The organism is Nonomuraea rubra (assembly GCF_014207985.1).
GTDB classification, from domain to species: domain Bacteria; phylum Actinomycetota; class Actinomycetes; order Streptosporangiales; family Streptosporangiaceae; genus Nonomuraea; species Nonomuraea rubra.
The window spans coordinates 12,139,883-12,155,352 of the sequence record NZ_JACHMI010000001.1; the positions used below are offsets into that span (position 1 = coordinate 12,139,883).

Consider the following 15,470-nt stretch of genomic DNA (forward strand, 5'->3'; position numbering starts at 1 on the left):
GTAGCTGGAAGGAGGGCGCTCCATGGGCAAGCAGATGACCGAAATGCTCAAGGGAACACTGGAGGGCATCGTCCTGGCGATCCTCGCCGGCCGGCCCGCCTACGGCTACGAGATCACCGCCTGGCTGCGCGAGCGGGGCTTCGCCGACATCGCCGAGGGCACCATCTACGCCCTGCTGGTCCGCATCGAGCAACGCGGCCTGGTCGACGTGGACAAGGTGCCGTCGGAGAAGGGGCCGCCACGCAAGGTGTACTCCCTGAACGCGCAGGGACGGGCCTACCTCGACGAGTTCTGGAGGACCTGGAGCTTCCTCGCAGAACGCCTCGAACAGCTCCGCGAAGGGGGCAACCAGAAATGACCACGGAGTCGAACGAGCCGCGCAGCCGCCTGCAGCAGGCACTGGAACTCGTCACCGGATCCCTGGAGGACAAGAAACGCTGGCGCACCTACAAGGCCCGGGTCAAGGCGCTGCCGGAGAACTACCGGATCGCGGTCGAGGCGCTGGAGCGCTACCTGATGCACTTCGGGCCGGCCGACGGCACCGGCGCGATGAGCATGTACGAGGACCTGGCCGACCTGTTCGAGCAGAGCGCGGCCGACCGGACCCCGATCCGCGACCTGTTCGGCGACGACCCGATCGAGTTCGTCGAGGCGTTCATGGCCAACTACCCGCTCGGCCACTACCGCAGACGCGAGCGCGAGCGCTTCACCAGCGCCATCACCCGCGCCGCGCAACACGACAGGACACAGCAATGACCCCACCCCAGATGGCCATCCAGGTGCACGGCCTGGAGAAGTCCTACCAGAACCTGCACGTGCTACGCGGCGTGACCTTCGAGGTGGCGCCCGGCAGCATCTTCGCCCTGCTCGGCTCCAACGGCGCCGGCAAGACCACCGCCGTGAAGATCCTCGCCACGCTGCTCAAACCGGACGCCGGCACCGCCCGCGTCAACGGCTTCGACGTGAGCACCCACTCCTCGAACGTGCGCGAGTCGATCAGCCTGACCGGCCAGTTCGCCGCCGTGGACGACATCCTCACCGGCCGCGAGAACCTGATCCTGGTCGCCCGGCTACGCCACCTGAACAACCCCGGCCAGATCGCCGACGACCTGCTCGCCCGTTTCTCCCTCACCGACGCCGGCGGCCGCAAGGTCGCCACCTACTCCGGCGGCATGCGCCGCCGCCTGGACATCGCGATGAGCCTGATCGGCCACCCGCCGGTCATCTTCCTCGACGAGCCCACCACCGGCCTGGACCCCCAAGCCCGCCTCGAGGTCTGGCAAGCCGTCCAGGACCTCGCCGCCGGCGGCACCACCGTCCTGCTCACCACCCAATACCTGGACGAAGCCGAACATCTCGCCGACCGGATCGCGATCCTGCACCAGGGCCGCATCCTGGTCAACGGCACCCTGGCCGAGCTCAAACAACTCCTGCCACCCGCCAAGGTCGAATACATCGAAAAGCAGCCGACCCTGGAGGACGTCTTCCTCTCCCTCGTCGGCACCACAGCCCAAGGACAGCCGCGATGAGCAAGCACTTCTTCGGCGACACCACCGTCCTGCTCGGACGCTCCCTGCGCCACATCACCCGCAGCCCCGACACCATCATCACCACCGCGATCATGCCGATCGCCATGATGCTCATGTTCGTCTACGTGTTCGGCGGCGCCATCAACACCGGATCGAACACCTCCTACGTCAACTACATGCTGCCCGGCATCCTGCTCATCACCGTCGCCTCCGGCATCGCCTACACCGCCTACCGGCTGTTCATGGACCTGCAGGGCGGCATCTTCGAACGCTTCCAATCCATGCCGACCGCCCGCTCCTCGGTGCTGTGGGCCCACGTGCTGACCTCCCTGGTCGCCAACCTCGTCTCCCTCGCCGTCGTCATGCTCGTCGCCCTGCTCATGGGCTTCCGCTCCAGCGCCGGCATCCTGGCCTGGCTGTCGGTGGCCGGCATCCTCACCCTGTTCACCCTGGCACTCACCTGGATCGCCGTCATCCCCGGCCTGACGGCCAAGACCATGGAAGGCGCCAGCGCCTTCTCCTACCCGCTGATCTTCCTGCCCTTCCTCAGCTCCGCCTTCGTGCCCACCGACACCATGCCCACCATCCTGCGCATCTTCGCCGACAACCAGCCGGTCACCTCCATCGTCAACGCCATCCGCGCCCTGTTCGCCGAACAGCCCGTCGGCACCGACATCTGGATCGCCCTCGGCTGGTGCGCCGGCATCCTCGCCGTCGCCTACGCCTTCGCCATGACCACCTACCGCCGCAAGATCTCCTGAACGCAACCAGCTCGATGGAGCCTCCCGGTCACCTGGGACGCGTAACCCCGTTGCCGTGGGCGGTGTCCCGGGTTACGTTCGACGGGATGAGAGGCACCTTCGAGGTAGCAGTCATCGGTGCAGGGGTGGGCGGGCTCTGCCTGGCCCAGGGGCTGCACCGGGCCGGCGTACGCGTCACCGTCTACGAGCGGGACCTCACCCCGGCCAACCGCCTGCAGGGCTATCGCCTGCACATCAACCCGCTCGGCGCGCAGGCGCTGCGCGAGTGCCTGAGCCCCGAGTTGTGGCAGGCGTTCCTGGCCACCACCGGCAGGGGCGGGCTCGACTTCGTCTTCATGACCGAGCAGCTCAAGCCGCTGATCAAGCTGGAGGCCGACCGGCGGGACGCCAACTGGCGCGACCACCACTCGGTCAGCCGGATCACCCTGCGCCAGATCCTGCTCACCGGCCTGGGCGAGGTGGTGCGCTTCGGCAGGACGTTCGAGCGGTACGAGCGCACGGCGGACGGCCGGATCACGATCCACTTCGCGGACGGGTCCACCGCCACGGCCGACGTCCTGGTGGCCGCCGACGGCAGCGGATCGAGGGTGCGGCAGCAGTACCTGCCCCGGGCGGAGCGGATCGACACGGGCATCACCCGCGTGGCCGGCAAGTTCCCGCTCGACGAGGAGACGAAGCGGCAGGTCCCGGCGCAGCTCTACGAGGGGCTCACGAACATCGTCCCGGCCAGGGGATACTCCATGTTCTGCGCGCCGCACGACTTCGGTGGCGACCCCGTCGTGCTGCCCGGCGGCATCGGGGCCAGCGAGCGTGACGGCGCCATGCACGACAACACGAGCAGCTACGTGTTGTGGGCCTTCGGCGCCGAGACCCGGCACTTCCCCGAGAACGCGGCCACGCTCCCGGGGGCGGAGATCCGCGAGCTCGTGCTGCGGATGGTCGCGGACTGGCATCCGGACCTGCTGCGGATGATCACCATGACAGATCCGGACACGGTGTCCCTGCTCCCCATCCGCAGCGCCGTGCCGGCGGAGCCGTGGCCGGCCACGAACATCACGCTGCTCGGTGACGCCATCCACACCATGGCCCCGCACCTGGGCCTCGGCGCCAACACCGCGCTGCGCGACGCCGGGCTGCTCTGCCGGGAGCTGAGCGCCGCCGCGGCCGGCGACACGGACGTCGTGGCGGCGATCGGCGCCTACGAGCGGCAGATGAGCGAGTACGGCTTCGCCGCCGTGCGCGACTCGCTGAGGACGGCCAGGCGGTTCGTCACCAGGAGCCCGCTGGCGCGGCGCGGCTTCCGCGCCTTCCTGCGCACTGCCCAGCGGATCCCGGCACTGAAGGAACGGGCCTTCGGCGCCGGCGCCGCCTGACCTCTCCGGATCTCAGACCGGCTTGTTGCCGATGAGCAGGGTGCTGAGCTCGTTCAGCGCGACCGGCTGCTCGACCTCGAACCCCGCCTCCTTCATCCACCCGATCCCCTCGGACACCGTGTACTCCGAGGATCCGCTGATCATGGCCATGTTGAGGCTCATCAGCAGGCCGAACGCGGCGTCGCGGCGCTCGTCGTCGATCATGCTGTCGTAGACGAGCAGGGTGCCGCCGGGGGGAAGCTGCTCGAACGCCCGGTTCACCAGCGCGCGGCGGCGCTCGTCCACCCAGTCGTGCAGCACGTGGCCGAGGATGTACACCTGGGTGTCGGGCAGGTCGTCGGTGAAGAAGCTGCCCGCGTGGTAGGAAACGCGATCGCGCAGGTCGCTGTCGCCGGCCTCCTTCTCGACGAGCTCGTCGAAGAGCGGCTCCAGCGGGGGCAGGTCGAAGGTCACCCCGCGCAGGTGGCCGTGGGCCGCGGCGAGCCGCATCGTGAGCAGACCGCGGCAGCCGCCGAGGTCGGTGAAGGACTTGACGCTCTCCCACGGGTACTTCTCCGCGAGCGGGCGGCCGAGCAGCACCGCGTAGCCGTCCATGGCGTCGGCGAAGTGGCGGGTGCGCTTGGGGTCGGCGTACAGGCCGTCGGTGAAGTCGCCCTCGGAGAGCTGCTTGACCAGGCTCTCGCCGGAGCGCAGGAAGCCGGGCAGGTTGCCCCAGGCGGGGTACAGGCGGCGCTGGTTGTGGGCGAGGAAGCCGCCCATGTACTCGGGCTTGCGCGGGTCGAGGTAGGTGGCGGTGAGGGGGGAGGCCCGGTAGGAGGAGCCGTCGCGGCCGAGCAGTTCCATGGCGACCAGCGAGTCCAGGTAGTCGCGCGTCAGCTTCGGATGCAGGCCGAACTCGCGCTGGATCTCCTCGGCGGTGGCCGGCGCGGTGCAGATGCGGGCGAACAGGCCCAGCTCGATCCCGGCGAACAGGGCCTGCGCCTGGAAGAATCCCGTTGCCGTCCTGACAAGGGGTGTTGCGGTCTCGGGAAGAGACATCGGGCTTCCTTTCTCGAACGGTCAAGAGCAGCGGGTCAGGGCTTGAGCCGCAGCGGGAGCGCGTGCAGGGAACGCTGGAAGAAGTCGCGGTGCCAGCGCACCTCACCGGGGTCGCAGGCCAGCGTCATGTCCGGGAAGCGGCGCAGCAGCGCGGTGATGGCCACCTGAGCTTCGAGCCGGGCCAGCGGCGCGCCCAGGCAGTGGTGCACGCCGTGGCTGAAGGCCAGGTGCGGGTTGGGGTTGCGGGTGATGTCCAGCCGGTGCGGGTCAGGGAACGCCTGGGGGTCGCGGTTGACCGAGTGCACGGGGACGATGATCAGCGAGTCCGCGGGGATCACGGTGCCCCCGACCTCGATGTCCTCCTTCGCATGGCCCTCGATCAGGGAGAGGGAGCTGTCGTAGCGGAGGAACTCCTCGACGGCGCTGCCGATGAGGTCGGGCTGGACGACCAGCTTGGCCTGCTGGTCGGGGTTGCGGACCAGGGCGTACATGCCGTTGGTGATCAGGTTCACGGTGGTGAGGAAGCCGGCGAAGATGAGCAGCATCACCGTCGCGACGAGCTCCTTCTCCGAGAGCCGGTTCTCTCCGTCGCGGGCCTCGATCAGGCCCTGGACGAGGTCGTCGCCGGGATGGCTGCGCCGGTGCTCGATCAGCCCGCGCACGTACTCGCCGATGGCTGCCTGCCGCGCCCGGAAGTGGTCCACCGGGTTGCCGGCGTAGTCCTCCTCCAGGAACCAGAAGACGCTCTTGTGGCGCAGGTCAGCGAGGTCCTCCACCGGGATGCCCAGCAGCTCGCCGATCACCATCATCGGCAGCGGGTAGGAGAAGTCCTCCATGAGCTCCGCCTCGCCCGCCCGCTCCATCCTGTCGAGCAGGTCGTCGGTGAACTGCTCCACGCGCGGCCGCAGCAGCTCGATCCGCCGGCGGGTGAACGCCTTCTGCACCAGCTTGCGCAGGCGGGTGTGCTCGGGCGGGTCGGTGCTGACCATGTTGTCGGCGAACGAGCTCTCGGCCTTCTGCCCGTCCTCGTGCACGACGTCGGAATGGTGCGCGGCCTTGCTGAAGCGCGGGTCGATGAGCAGGGGGCGGGCGTCCTCGTAGTGCGGGACGAACCACGCCTCCAGCCCGATGGGGGTGTTGAGGCGGTGCACCCGCCCGCTCGCCCGCAGGTTCTCGTAGTAGGGATACGGGTCCGTCAGGGCCGCATGCGGGATGCTGCCGATCGGGGCTGTCGCCGCCTCTGGCATCTGGGCTCCTCAAGAGGTCTCAGGGAACGGTCAACGAAGTTCAGGCGAGCCAGCGGCCGTCCGCCATCACCGTCCGGTCGGGGATCTCGCCGCGGTGCCGCCAGGTGAGGACGCGCCGGGGGGTGAGGAAGAGGTAGACGCAGCCCGGCACCCGGCTCGGGTTCACGGGCAGGTCCGCGAGGACGGGCGGGGCGTCGGCGGGCAGGTCCTCGTACGCCACGAGCTCCACGGTGCCGTCGACGAGGACGACGTCCGCGGGGTCGCCGAGCGCAACGCGGCAGTGCCCGTCCTCGCGCAGGTTGCGGACCGTGACGTGCCGTTCCTGCGTGGCCATCACCAGCCGGGCGCCGTCCCAGACGCACCCGAGGGGGACGAGGTGGGCGCCGGACTCCCCGCTCGTCGCCAGCCAGGCGAACCGTTCGCTGGCGAGCTTGCCGAGCACGTCCGCCTTGCGCTGGGCGAGATCGCGGGGAGGGGCGAGGCCGGCACTGGGCGCAGTCATGGTGAATCCCTTCGCCAGAGGTCTTTTCGAAAATGTCAGAATGCCGATACGGCCGCCGCGGCGTTTCCGATGAGCGCGAGCACGGCGAACGTCGTGCGTACCAGGTTCCATTTCCCCCACAGGCCCCGCGGATCCTCCCAGTCGGCCGGAATGGCCTGCGGGTCGAGCGATTTGACGCGCCGGTTTATCGGCACATTACGGGTCTGCGAGACCGCGCCGACACCGGCCAGGCACACGGCCGACGCGATGAACAGGGTGCGCGCCAGGCCAGGCTCGGAGAGAATGGCCAGAATGATGTCGAGCACCGCCGACGAGCCGACGATGATCGGCATCATCGGGTCGTAGGCGCGGCCCAGCAGCTTGTGCGCCGCGACATAGCGTTCGGGGGTCATGGCCTGCATCGCCGGCCATACGCCGACGGCGTGGGTGAACAGCACACCCGCGGCGATCCCGCTGGTGACCAGCACCGCGGCGGTGAGAATCTGGACCATCACGCTCCTCCCTCTGCCACCACCCCGAAGTATCCGGACGGCACCTTGAGGCGGACTCGAATATGACTGGGGAATATCCCGCTAATGACTAGCCCGCCGAAGGCTTGAGTACGCTTCGAGGTCTGCTCTAGCTGCCCCGGCCATGATGCTGCTCAGCAAAAGCAGTCCGGCTGGCAGGGAGGCCTCTACATGACGATTACTCGGGCGTCGAAGGTGAATGCCGACGACATCGCGCCCAATCGGCGGCGTGGTGGTGATATTCGCGTCCTGCTCGGTCCTGCGACGGTCGGCGCCACCTCCGGATTCATGGGAATGCTCACGCTGGAACCCGCCGAGTTCGTGTCCGAGCATTACCACCCATATTCCGAGGAGTTCCTGTGCCTCGTCCGGGGGGAATTGGTCGTGCGGGTGGACGGGACGCCGGTGCGGCTCTCCCCCGGCGAGGCGTTGCACATCCCCATCGGCGTCCGGCACCGGGTGGAGAACCCCGGCGAGGCGCAGGCCGTCGCCGTCTTCCACCTCGGCCCGCTCGCGCCGAAGCCGTCGCTCGGCCACGTGGACACCGAGCCCCTCCCGAACGCCGGGGAGCCCTCGCTCGACGTGGGGGAGCAGAGATGACCGGCAGGCGGGTGGCGCTCACCGGCATCGGCGTCGTGGCCCCCGGAGGCACCGGGCGCAAGGCGTTCTGGGAGCTGCTGACCTCGGGCCGCACCGCCACGCGGACGATCTCGATGTTCGACGCGGGCGCGTTCAGGTCGCGGATCGCCGCGGAGTGCGACTTCGACCCGGCCGCGGAGGGGCTCAGCGCCCGCGAGATCCGCCGGATGGACCGCGCCGCGCAGTTCGCCGTCGTCTCGGCGCGCGAGGCGCTCGCCGACAGCGGGCTCGACGCCTCCGACCTGGAGCCGACGCGGACCGGCGTGACGCTGGGCAGCGCGGTCGGCTGCACCATGAGCCTCGAGGAGGAGTACGTCGTCGTCAGCGACTCCGGCCGCAACTGGCTCGTCGACTCCTCCTACGGGGTGCCGCACCTGTACGGGCACCTGGTGCCGAGCTCGCTGGCCGCCGAGGTGGCCTGGACCTGCGGCGCGGAGGGCCAGGTCACGCTCATCTCGACCGGCTGCACGTCCGGGCTCGACGCCGTCGGCTACGGGGCGCGGCTGATCGCGGAGGGCTCCGCGGACGTCGTCCTGGCCGGCGCCACGGACGCGCCGATCTCGCCGATCACCGTGGCGTGCTTCGACGCGATCAAGGCCACCTCGCCGCGCAACGACGACCCGGCGCACGCGTCGCGCCCGTTCGACCGCGACCGCAACGGCTTCGTCCTCGGCGAGGGCGCCGCCGTGTTCGTGCTGGAGGACCTGGAGCGTGCCCGGCGCAGGGAGGCGCACGTCTACTGCGAGGTGGCCGGCTACGCCACGCGGGGCAACGCGTACCACATGACCGGCCTGAAGCCGGACGGGCGGGAGATGGCGGAGGCCATCAGGGTGGCGCTCGGCCGGGCCAGGCTGAACCCGGACGACGTCGCCTACATCAACGCCCACGGCTCCGGCACCAAGCAGAACGACAGGCACGAGACGGCCGCGTTCAAGCGCAGCCTCGGCGACCACGCCTACCGGACGCCGGTCAGCTCCATCAAGTCCATGGTCGGGCACTCGCTGGGCGCGATCGGTGCCATCGAGGTGGCCGCCAGCGCGCTGGCCATCGAGCACGGCACGGTGCCGCCGACCGCCAACCTGGAGACGCCGGACCCGGAGTGCGACCTGGACTACGTGCCCCGCGTGGCGCGCGAGCAGCCGGTGGACGTGGTGCTCAGCGTGGGCAGCGGGTTCGGCGGGTTCCAGACCGCGATGGTGCTCACCGCCCCCGGGCGGGAGGCGGCATGAGCCTCGCCCAGGACGCGCCGGTGATCACCGGGATCGGAGTCGTCGCCCCCACCGGGATCGGCGTGGCGGAGCACTGGGCCGCCACGCTGAGCGGGACGAGGGCGATCGGCCCGATCACGCGGTTCGACCCGGAGTCCTACCCGGTGCGCCTGGCGGGAGAGGCCAAGGGCTTCAGCGCGCCGGGGAACGTGCCCGGCCGGTTGATCCCGCAGACCGACCACTGGACGCACATGGCGCTGGTGGCCGCCGACCAGGCGCTCGCCGACGCGGGCGTGGACCCGTCGGCCCTGCCCGAGTACGAGATGGGCGTGGTCACGGCCAGCTCGTCCGGCGGGGTGGAGTTCGGCCAGCGCGAGATCCAGGAGCTGTGGAGCAAGGGCCCCCGGCACGTCGGCGCCTACCAGTCGATCGCGTGGTTCTACGCGGCCACCACCGGGCAGATCTCCATCCGGCACGGCATGCGCGGCCCCTGCGGGGTCGTGGTCGCCGAGCAGGCCGGAGCGCTGGAGTCGCTCGCACAGGCCCGGCGGGTGCTGGAGGACGGCGCGCGGCTGGTGGTGAGCGGCGGCACCGACGCGCCGTTCAGCCCGTACGGACTGACCTGCCAGATCTCGAACGGCCGGCTCAGCACCCACACCGACCCCGAGCTCGCCTACCGGCCGTTCGACGCCCGCGCCGGCGGCTACGTGCCCGGCGAGGGCGGCGCCATCCTCATCGTGGAGGACGCGGGCAAGGCCAGGGAGCGCGGGGCACGCAACACGTACGGGGTGATCGCCGGCCACGCGGCCACGTTCGATCCGGCCCCCGGCTCGGGACGCCCGCCCGCGCTGCGCCGCGCCATCGAGCAGGCGCTGGCCCAGGCGGGCCTGGAGCCGGGGGACCTCGATGTCGTGTTCGCCGACGCCGCCGGCAGCCCGGACCTCGACCGGGCGGAGGCGGAGGCGATCGCGGCCGTCTTCGGCGACCGCGGCGTGCCCGTGACGGCGCCCAAGACGATGACCGGCCGGCTCTACGCGGGCGGCCCGTCCCTGGACGTCGCCACCGCGCTGATGGCCATGCGGCACTCGGTGCTGCCGCCGACGATCGGCGTTTCCGACCTCGTCCCCGGCTACGCGATCGACCTGGTCAGGGACGAGCCCCGCGACGCGGAGGTGCGCTCGGCGCTGATCATCGCCCGCGGATACGGCGGCTTCAACGCCGCGCTCGTGCTCCGCGCCCCCGACCACAGCACTTCGACAGGAGGAGACCGATGAAGGAACTCACGCTCGACGACCTGCGGCACCTGATGCGGATCAGCGCCGGCGAGGACGAGTCGACCGACCTCGACGGCGACATCATCGACGCCGGCTTCAGGGACCTGGGCTACGACTCCCTGGCCGTGCTGGAGCTGGCCAGCCGCCTCGAACGCGACTGGGGCGTCGTCGTGCCCGACGAGGTCGCCGCCACGCTGGAGACGCCCCGCGCGGTGCTCGACTACGTCAACGAGCGGGCGGCGGTGAAGTGACGATGGCCGGGCACACCGAGAACACGATCGTCATCTCCGCGCCGATGGACCTCGTCTGGTCCATGACGAACGACGTCGAGTCGTGGCCGGAGCTGTTCGACGAGTACGCGAAGACCGAGGTGCTGCACCGGTCGGGCGACACGGTGCGCTTCCGCCTGACGATGCACCCCGACGAGAACGGCAACGCCTGGTCGTGGGTGTCGGAGCGGACCGCCGACCCGCGGACCCGCACCGTCCAGGCGCACCGCGTCGAGACGGGCTGGTTCGAGTACATGAACCTGCGCTGGGAGTACCGGGAGGTGCCGGACGGCGTCGAGATGCGCTGGATCCAGGACTTCCGCATGAAGCCGGACTCCCCCGTGAACCTGGAGCAGATGACCAGGCGGATCGACGGCAACTCGCCCGTGCAGATGAAACTGATCAAGGAGAAGGTGGAGCGGGCGGCGCGACAGGCCGGGAAGGCGTGAGGCCGCGATGCCCGCGCAGAGGGCCCGCGCCGGGCGGGCCGCCGAGCTGACGGCCCAGGGCGGTGTCTCGTGACCGGGGTCGCGCTGCCGCTGGCGCTGCTGGCCAACGGGCTGGCCGCGGGAGTGCTGGTGGCCACGGTGCTCGGCGTCGTGCCGTTCTACATGACCCTCACCGCCCCCAGCTACGTCAGGGCGCACGCCTTCGCCGTCGGGCGGTACGACCCGTTCCAGCCCGCCTGCCTGCTGGTCACGTTCGTCGCCGACGTGCTCGTCGCGGCGACGGAGCCGCGGCTCGCCGGCCGGGTGCTGTGCGCGGCGGCGGCACTGACGGCCGGCTCGGTGGTGATCGTGTCGCTCACGCGGAACGTCCCGATGAACCGCTGGGTCAAGGCGCAGAACCCGGACGCGCTGCCCGCCGGATGGGACATGGAGGCCTTCCGCCGCACGTGGGCGCGATGGAACAGGACCAGGACGTGGCTGGCCGTGCTCGCCCTCGTCCTGAACGGCTCCGCCGCCGTCGCGCTGCTCTGACACTCGCGAACCGAGAGGAGACGCATCATGAGTTTTCGGCTTGAGGGCAAGAACGCCCTGGTCACCGGCGGGACGAGAGGGATAGGCCGGGCGGTCGTGCTGAGCCTGGCCCAGGAGGGATGCAACGTCGTCGCGTGCTACCGCGGCGACGCCGAGGCGGCCGCGCGGCTGGAGAAGGACCTGGCCGCCACGCCCGGCAAGCACAGCGTCGTCCAGGCCGACGTGGGCAGGGCCGACCAGGTCGCCCGCCTGATCGACGAGTGCCGGACCGGGCTCGGCTCGCTGGACGTCGTCGTGCACAACGCCGGCGCCATCAGCCACGTGCCGTTCGCCCAGCTCGAACTGACCGAGTGGCAGCGCGTGCTGGACACCAACCTGACCGGCATGTACCTGGTCCTGCACGGCGCGCTGCCGCTGATGTCCGAGGGCGGGTCGGTGGTCGCCATCGGCTCCAAGGCCGCGATGGTCGGCGTGCCGCTGCGCACCCACTACACGGCCTCCAAGGCGGGCGTGCTCGGCCTGGCCAGGTCGCTCTGCAAGGAGCTCGGCCCGAACGGGATCAGGATCAACGTGATCGCCCCCGGCATCATCTCCACCCACGCCGCCGAGGGGCTCAGCCCCGAGCAGGAGCAGCGCTACCGCAACATGACCGCGCTCGGCCGGCTCGGCGAGCCGGAGGAGATCGCCGACGTCGTGCTGTTCCTGGCGAGCGACCGCTCCCGCTACATGTCCGGCGAGACCGTGCACGTCGATGGAGGGATCTGAGATGGCTGACACGCAGGTGTTCCGGGTGATGCTGAGGATGCAGATCCTGCCCGGGAAGGAGCAGGAGTTCGAGCGGGTCTGGTACTCGGTCGCGGACGTGGTCGGCGAGAACCCGGCGAACGTCGGCCAGTGGCTGTCGAAGAGCGCCGAGGAGGAAGGCGTCTACTACATCATGAGCGACTGGGCCGACGAGGCCGGCTTCCGCGCGTTCGAGCGCAGCGACGCGCACGTCGAGCACCGCAAGAAGCTGCACCCCTACCGCTCGCACGGCACGATGACCACCCAGCACGTGGTGTTCGACCTCGGCCGCGAACGCCTGGAGGCCAGGCGATGATCGGAGTGGTCCGGGTGCTCGTCTACTACTCGGCCGCCAACGGGGACGCGGGCTCCGTGATCGACGCCTACCGGCGCGTCAACATGGGCATGCGCGGCACCGCCGGGCTGCTGAGCAGCCAGCTGCTGCGCTCGACCCTGGACCCGAGCGAGTTCGCCGTGCTGAGCGAGTGGACGAGCCTGTCGGAGTTCAACGCCTGGGAGCAGGGGTCGCGGCACAAGGGGCAGACGTCCGCGCTGCGGTCGTACCGCGACGACGAGCGCGGCAAGGGCTACGGGATCTATGAAGTCGTGGACCAGTTCTGACGGCGCCGGCTCCGGCGGGCCGCCCCTCCCCCGTACGGCGTGCGGCGCGCGCTGCTCGCCGTGGGGCGGCACCTGTGGGCCGGACTGCAGGCAATCGGGCGGACCGGCTTCGCCGACGGGTGGCTGAGCGAGGAAAAGGAGCACCGAGGATGACCATCACCCTTCCCCCCAAGGTCGAGGCGGCCGAGTGGATCCGGTGCGAGCGGTGCGGGGAGATCGTGTACGGCAAGCGCTTCGCCCGCGAGCTCGGCGTGTGCCCGGGGTGCGCGCTGCACACCAGGATCACCGCCCGCGAGCGGGTCGAGCAGCTCTTCGACGACGGATCGACGGTGGTCATCGAGGCGCCGCCGACCCCGGAGGACCCGCTCGGGTTCACCGACAGCAAGCCCTACCCCGAACGGCTGCGCGAGGCGCGGGAGAAGTCCGGGCTGGACGAGGCCGTGCTGTGCGTGCGCGGCACGATCGACGGCCACGGGATCGTCGCCGCCGTCATGGACTTCCGGTTCATGGGCGGCAGCCTGGGATCCGCCGTGGGCGCGCGCATCGTCGCCGCCGCCGAGGCCGCGCTGGTGGAGCGGGTGCCGTTCCTGCTGGTGACGGCGTCGGGCGGGGCGCGCATGCAGGAGGGCACGCTGTCGCTCATGCAGATGGCCACGACCAGCCAGGCCCTGGCCGAGCTCGACGAGGCCGGGATCCTGACCATCGCGCTGATCACCGACCCGACGTACGGCGGGGTGGCCGCCTCCTTCGCCACCCTCCCCGACGTGCTCCTGGCCGAGCCGGGCGCGCACGTCGGCTTCGCGGGGCCGCGCGTGATCGAGCAGACCATCGGGCAGGAGCTTCCCGAGGGGTTCCAGACCGCGGAGTTCCTGCGGGCGAGGGGGCTGATCGACGACGTGCGGCCCCGCGCGGAGCTGCGCTCCACGCTCGCCCGCCTCTGCTCCCTGCAGGCCGCCGGTGCCGCTGGTGAGCTCTTCCAGCCGGAACGGTCACCCGCCGGGGAACCGTCCCGGCTGCTGTTCCAGCCGGAGCGGATGCCCGCTGGGGAGCCGTCGCGGCTGCTGTTCCAGCCGGAACGGGTGCCCGCCAGGAGCGGGTGGACGGCCGTGCAGCTCGCCCGGCACGCCGACAGGCCGACGACGCTCGACTACGCCCGTTACATGCTCGAGGAGTTCGTGGAGCTGCACGGGGACCGGCTCGGTGGCGACTGCCCCGCGATCGTCGGCGGGCTCGGCAGGCTCGACGGTCGGCCGATCGTCCTCATCGGTCACCAGAAGGGGCACACCACCAAGGAGCGCGTCGAGCGCAACTTCGGCATGCCCACCCCGGCCGGGTACCGCAAGGCGGCCCGGCTGATGCGGCTGGCGGCCAAGCTCGGGTGCCCGATTCTCACTCTGGTGGACACGCCGGGGGCGTACCCGGGGCTGGAGGCCGAGGAGAACGGTCAGGCCTGGGCCATCGCCGAGAACCTGCGCCTGATGTCCACGCTGCCGGTGCCGGTCGTCGCGGTCGTCACCGGTGAGGGCGGCAGCGGGGGCGCGCTGGCGCTGGGCGTCGCCAACCGGGTGCTGGCCCTGTCCAACGCCGTGTACTCGGTGATCAGTCCCGAAGGGTGCGCGTCCATCCTGTGGAAGAGCCCGTCCGCGGCTCCGCGCGCCGCCGAGGCGTTGCGCCTCGACGCCCGGGAGCTGCTGCGGCACCGCATCGTCGACGGGGTGATCCCGGAGCCGGGTGAGGGGGCGCACACGGATCCGGCACTGACCGCACGGCTGCTGGCCGCCGCGGTGGCGGAGGCGTTCGGCGACCTCTCCATCCACGAGCCGCGCAAGCTGATCGCGGACCGGCGCCAGCGGTTCCGCCAGTTCGGTACGGGGTCGCGATGAGCGCCCACGAAGCCGCCGGCCGGGCGGCCGACCCCACCGCCCGCGAAGGCACGGCGCCGGCGGCCGACCTCGAAGGCGCGGGGCCGGCCGGTGACGCCGCCGCCCAGGAGGCCGCAGGGCTGGCGGGCGACGCCGCCGCTCAGGAGACCGCGGAGCGAGCGGGCAACGCGGCCGCCCAGGAGACCGCGGAGCGGGTGGGGGATGTCTCCTCGCAGGCGCTGATGGGAGAGCTGTGCCGTCAGGCCGCTGAGCTGATCGCGGTCGGCGGCAGGATGCGCCGGGTCCGGCTGCAGGCCGGTGACGCGGTCGTCGAGCTGGAATGGCCGGACGTCACCGCGGGCCCGCCCGTCACCGCCGCCGGGTCTCCGCCCGCCCCCGCCGCATGGCCGGCCACCGCCGCATGGCCGGGCGCCGCCGCGCTCCCGGACGCCGCCTCATACGCCGCGCCGCACGCCGGATCGCACGCCGGGCCAGGCGCCGGGCCGCATGCCGGGCCAGGCGCCGCGCCACACGCGGGGCCAGGCGCCGTACCGGCTAACGGCGCGCCGGCGGACGCTTCCGGGACGCCGGCCGCCGGCGCCGGGGGCGATGACCTGCGGCATGTGTGCGCGCCGATGGTGGGCACCTTCTACTGGGCTCCCGAGCCGGGCGCCGAGCCCTTCGTCGCCGTGGGGGACACGGTGGAGAAGGGCCAGCAGGTCGGCATCGTGGAGGCCATGAAGCTGATGAACCCGATCGAGGCCGACGTGTCAGGCAGGGTCGTCGAGGTCCTCGTCCCGGACGGTACGCCGGTCGAGTACGGCCAGAAGCTGATCGCCGTCGCCCCGCCCGCGACACCGTGAACGACTCACCTC

General features: G+C 71.1%; 20 protein-coding genes. 16 read left to right on the plus strand and 4 right to left on the minus strand.

Annotation, left to right across the window (positions count from 1 at the left end):
- The first annotated feature begins 22 nt into the window (after positions 1 to 22).
- From HD593_RS56165 to HD593_RS56185, 5 genes are all read left to right on the plus strand, one after another.
- The gene (locus HD593_RS56165; RefSeq protein ID WP_185110968.1) at positions 23 to 358 is read left to right on the plus strand and encodes a PadR family transcriptional regulator; all 336 of its coding nucleotides are present in this window, start codon (positions 23 to 25) and stop codon (positions 356 to 358) included.
- Positions 355 to 756 carry a DUF1048 domain-containing protein gene (locus tag HD593_RS56170; RefSeq protein WP_185110969.1) on the plus strand — a complete coding sequence of 134 codons (402 nt, stop codon included), beginning with the start codon at positions 355 to 357 and terminating at the stop codon, positions 754 to 756. Before HD593_RS56165 ends, HD593_RS56170 begins: the two co-directional genes overlap by 4 nt.
- Positions 753 to 1,529 (plus strand): ABC transporter ATP-binding protein, encoded by a 777-nt coding sequence (locus HD593_RS56175; protein WP_185110970.1) that lies wholly within the window; start codon positions 753 to 755, stop codon positions 1,527 to 1,529. The genes HD593_RS56170 and HD593_RS56175 overlap by 4 nt, the downstream gene beginning before the upstream one ends.
- Positions 1,526 to 2,290, plus strand: coding sequence for an ABC transporter permease (locus HD593_RS56180; RefSeq protein ID WP_185110971.1), 765 nt, complete (start codon positions 1,526 to 1,528; stop codon positions 2,288 to 2,290). Before HD593_RS56175 ends, HD593_RS56180 begins: the two co-directional genes overlap by 4 nt.
- Before the next feature lie 86 nt (positions 2,291 to 2,376).
- Positions 2,377 to 3,663, plus strand: a complete 1,287-nt coding sequence (locus HD593_RS56185; RefSeq protein WP_185110972.1) for an FAD-dependent oxidoreductase — start codon at positions 2,377 to 2,379, stop codon at positions 3,661 to 3,663.
- A gap of 12 nt (positions 3,664 to 3,675) precedes the next feature.
- Here HD593_RS56185 and HD593_RS56190 read toward each other — a convergent pair whose 3' ends face one another.
- The 4 genes from HD593_RS56190 to HD593_RS56205 are packed head-to-tail and all read right to left on the minus strand — an operon-like array spanning position 3,676 to position 6,941.
- On the minus strand, positions 3,676 to 4,701 hold the full coding sequence (locus tag HD593_RS56190; protein WP_185110973.1) for a methyltransferase: 1,026 nt from the start codon (positions 4,699 to 4,701) through the stop codon (positions 3,676 to 3,678).
- A 35-nt stretch (positions 4,702 to 4,736) separates the two neighbouring features.
- Complete coding sequence (locus tag HD593_RS56195) at positions 4,737 to 5,948, minus strand: cytochrome P450 family protein (protein WP_185110974.1); 1,212 nt, start codon at positions 5,946 to 5,948, stop codon at positions 4,737 to 4,739.
- A 40-nt stretch (positions 5,949 to 5,988) separates the two neighbouring features.
- Entirely contained in the window at positions 5,989 to 6,450 is a 462-nt protein-coding gene (locus HD593_RS56200) for a pyridoxamine 5'-phosphate oxidase family protein (RefSeq protein WP_185110975.1), read from the minus strand.
- A 35-nt stretch (positions 6,451 to 6,485) separates the two neighbouring features.
- Positions 6,486 to 6,941 (minus strand): anthrone oxygenase family protein, encoded by a 456-nt coding sequence (locus tag HD593_RS56205; protein ID WP_185110976.1) that lies wholly within the window; start codon positions 6,939 to 6,941, stop codon positions 6,486 to 6,488.
- A 189-nt stretch (positions 6,942 to 7,130) separates the two neighbouring features.
- Here HD593_RS56205 and HD593_RS56210 point away from each other — a divergent pair, with 189 nt between their 5' ends.
- The 11 genes from HD593_RS56210 to accB all read left to right on the plus strand — a co-directional run bounded on the left by HD593_RS56210 (position 7,131) and on the right by accB (position 15,458).
- Positions 7,131 to 7,559 (plus strand): cupin domain-containing protein, encoded by a 429-nt coding sequence (locus HD593_RS56210; protein ID WP_185110977.1) that lies wholly within the window; start codon positions 7,131 to 7,133, stop codon positions 7,557 to 7,559.
- The gene (locus HD593_RS56215; RefSeq protein WP_185110978.1) at positions 7,556 to 8,827 is read left to right on the plus strand and encodes a beta-ketoacyl-[acyl-carrier-protein] synthase family protein; all 1,272 of its coding nucleotides are present in this window, start codon (positions 7,556 to 7,558) and stop codon (positions 8,825 to 8,827) included. The genes HD593_RS56210 and HD593_RS56215 overlap by 4 nt, the downstream gene beginning before the upstream one ends.
- Positions 8,824 to 10,080 (plus strand): ketosynthase chain-length factor, encoded by a 1,257-nt coding sequence (locus HD593_RS56220; RefSeq protein ID WP_185110979.1) that lies wholly within the window; start codon positions 8,824 to 8,826, stop codon positions 10,078 to 10,080. Before HD593_RS56215 ends, HD593_RS56220 begins: the two co-directional genes overlap by 4 nt.
- Positions 10,077 to 10,331, plus strand: coding sequence for an acyl carrier protein (locus HD593_RS56225; RefSeq protein WP_185110980.1), 255 nt, complete (start codon positions 10,077 to 10,079; stop codon positions 10,329 to 10,331). The genes HD593_RS56220 and HD593_RS56225 overlap by 4 nt, the downstream gene beginning before the upstream one ends.
- A gap of 2 nt (positions 10,332 to 10,333) precedes the next feature.
- The gene (locus HD593_RS56230; protein WP_185110981.1) at positions 10,334 to 10,798 is read left to right on the plus strand and encodes an SRPBCC family protein; all 465 of its coding nucleotides are present in this window, start codon (positions 10,334 to 10,336) and stop codon (positions 10,796 to 10,798) included.
- A gap of 69 nt (positions 10,799 to 10,867) precedes the next feature.
- A complete protein-coding gene (locus tag HD593_RS56235) occupies positions 10,868 to 11,329 on the plus strand; it encodes an anthrone oxygenase family protein (RefSeq protein WP_185110982.1) in 462 nt (153 codons plus the stop codon).
- Positions 11,330 to 11,356: 27 nt separating this feature from the next.
- A complete protein-coding gene (locus HD593_RS56240; protein WP_185110983.1) occupies positions 11,357 to 12,094 on the plus strand; it encodes an SDR family NAD(P)-dependent oxidoreductase in 738 nt (245 codons plus the stop codon).
- A 1-nt stretch (position 12,095) separates the two neighbouring features.
- Complete coding sequence (locus HD593_RS56245; RefSeq protein ID WP_185110984.1) at positions 12,096 to 12,428, plus strand: antibiotic biosynthesis monooxygenase family protein; 333 nt, start codon at positions 12,096 to 12,098, stop codon at positions 12,426 to 12,428.
- Positions 12,425 to 12,733: an antibiotic biosynthesis monooxygenase family protein gene (locus tag HD593_RS56250; protein WP_185110985.1), complete on the plus strand. Its 309-nt coding sequence runs from the start codon at positions 12,425 to 12,427 to the stop codon at positions 12,731 to 12,733. The genes HD593_RS56245 and HD593_RS56250 overlap by 4 nt, the downstream gene beginning before the upstream one ends.
- 149 nt (positions 12,734 to 12,882) lie before the next feature.
- Complete coding sequence (locus tag HD593_RS56255) at positions 12,883 to 14,616, plus strand: acetyl-CoA carboxylase carboxyltransferase subunit alpha (RefSeq protein ID WP_185110986.1); 1,734 nt, start codon at positions 12,883 to 12,885, stop codon at positions 14,614 to 14,616.
- On the plus strand, positions 14,613 to 15,458 hold the full coding sequence (gene accB, locus HD593_RS56260; protein WP_246547271.1) for an acetyl-CoA carboxylase biotin carboxyl carrier protein: 846 nt from the start codon (positions 14,613 to 14,615) through the stop codon (positions 15,456 to 15,458). The genes HD593_RS56255 and accB overlap by 4 nt, the downstream gene beginning before the upstream one ends.
- The last annotated feature ends 12 nt before the right edge of the window (positions 15,459 to 15,470 follow it).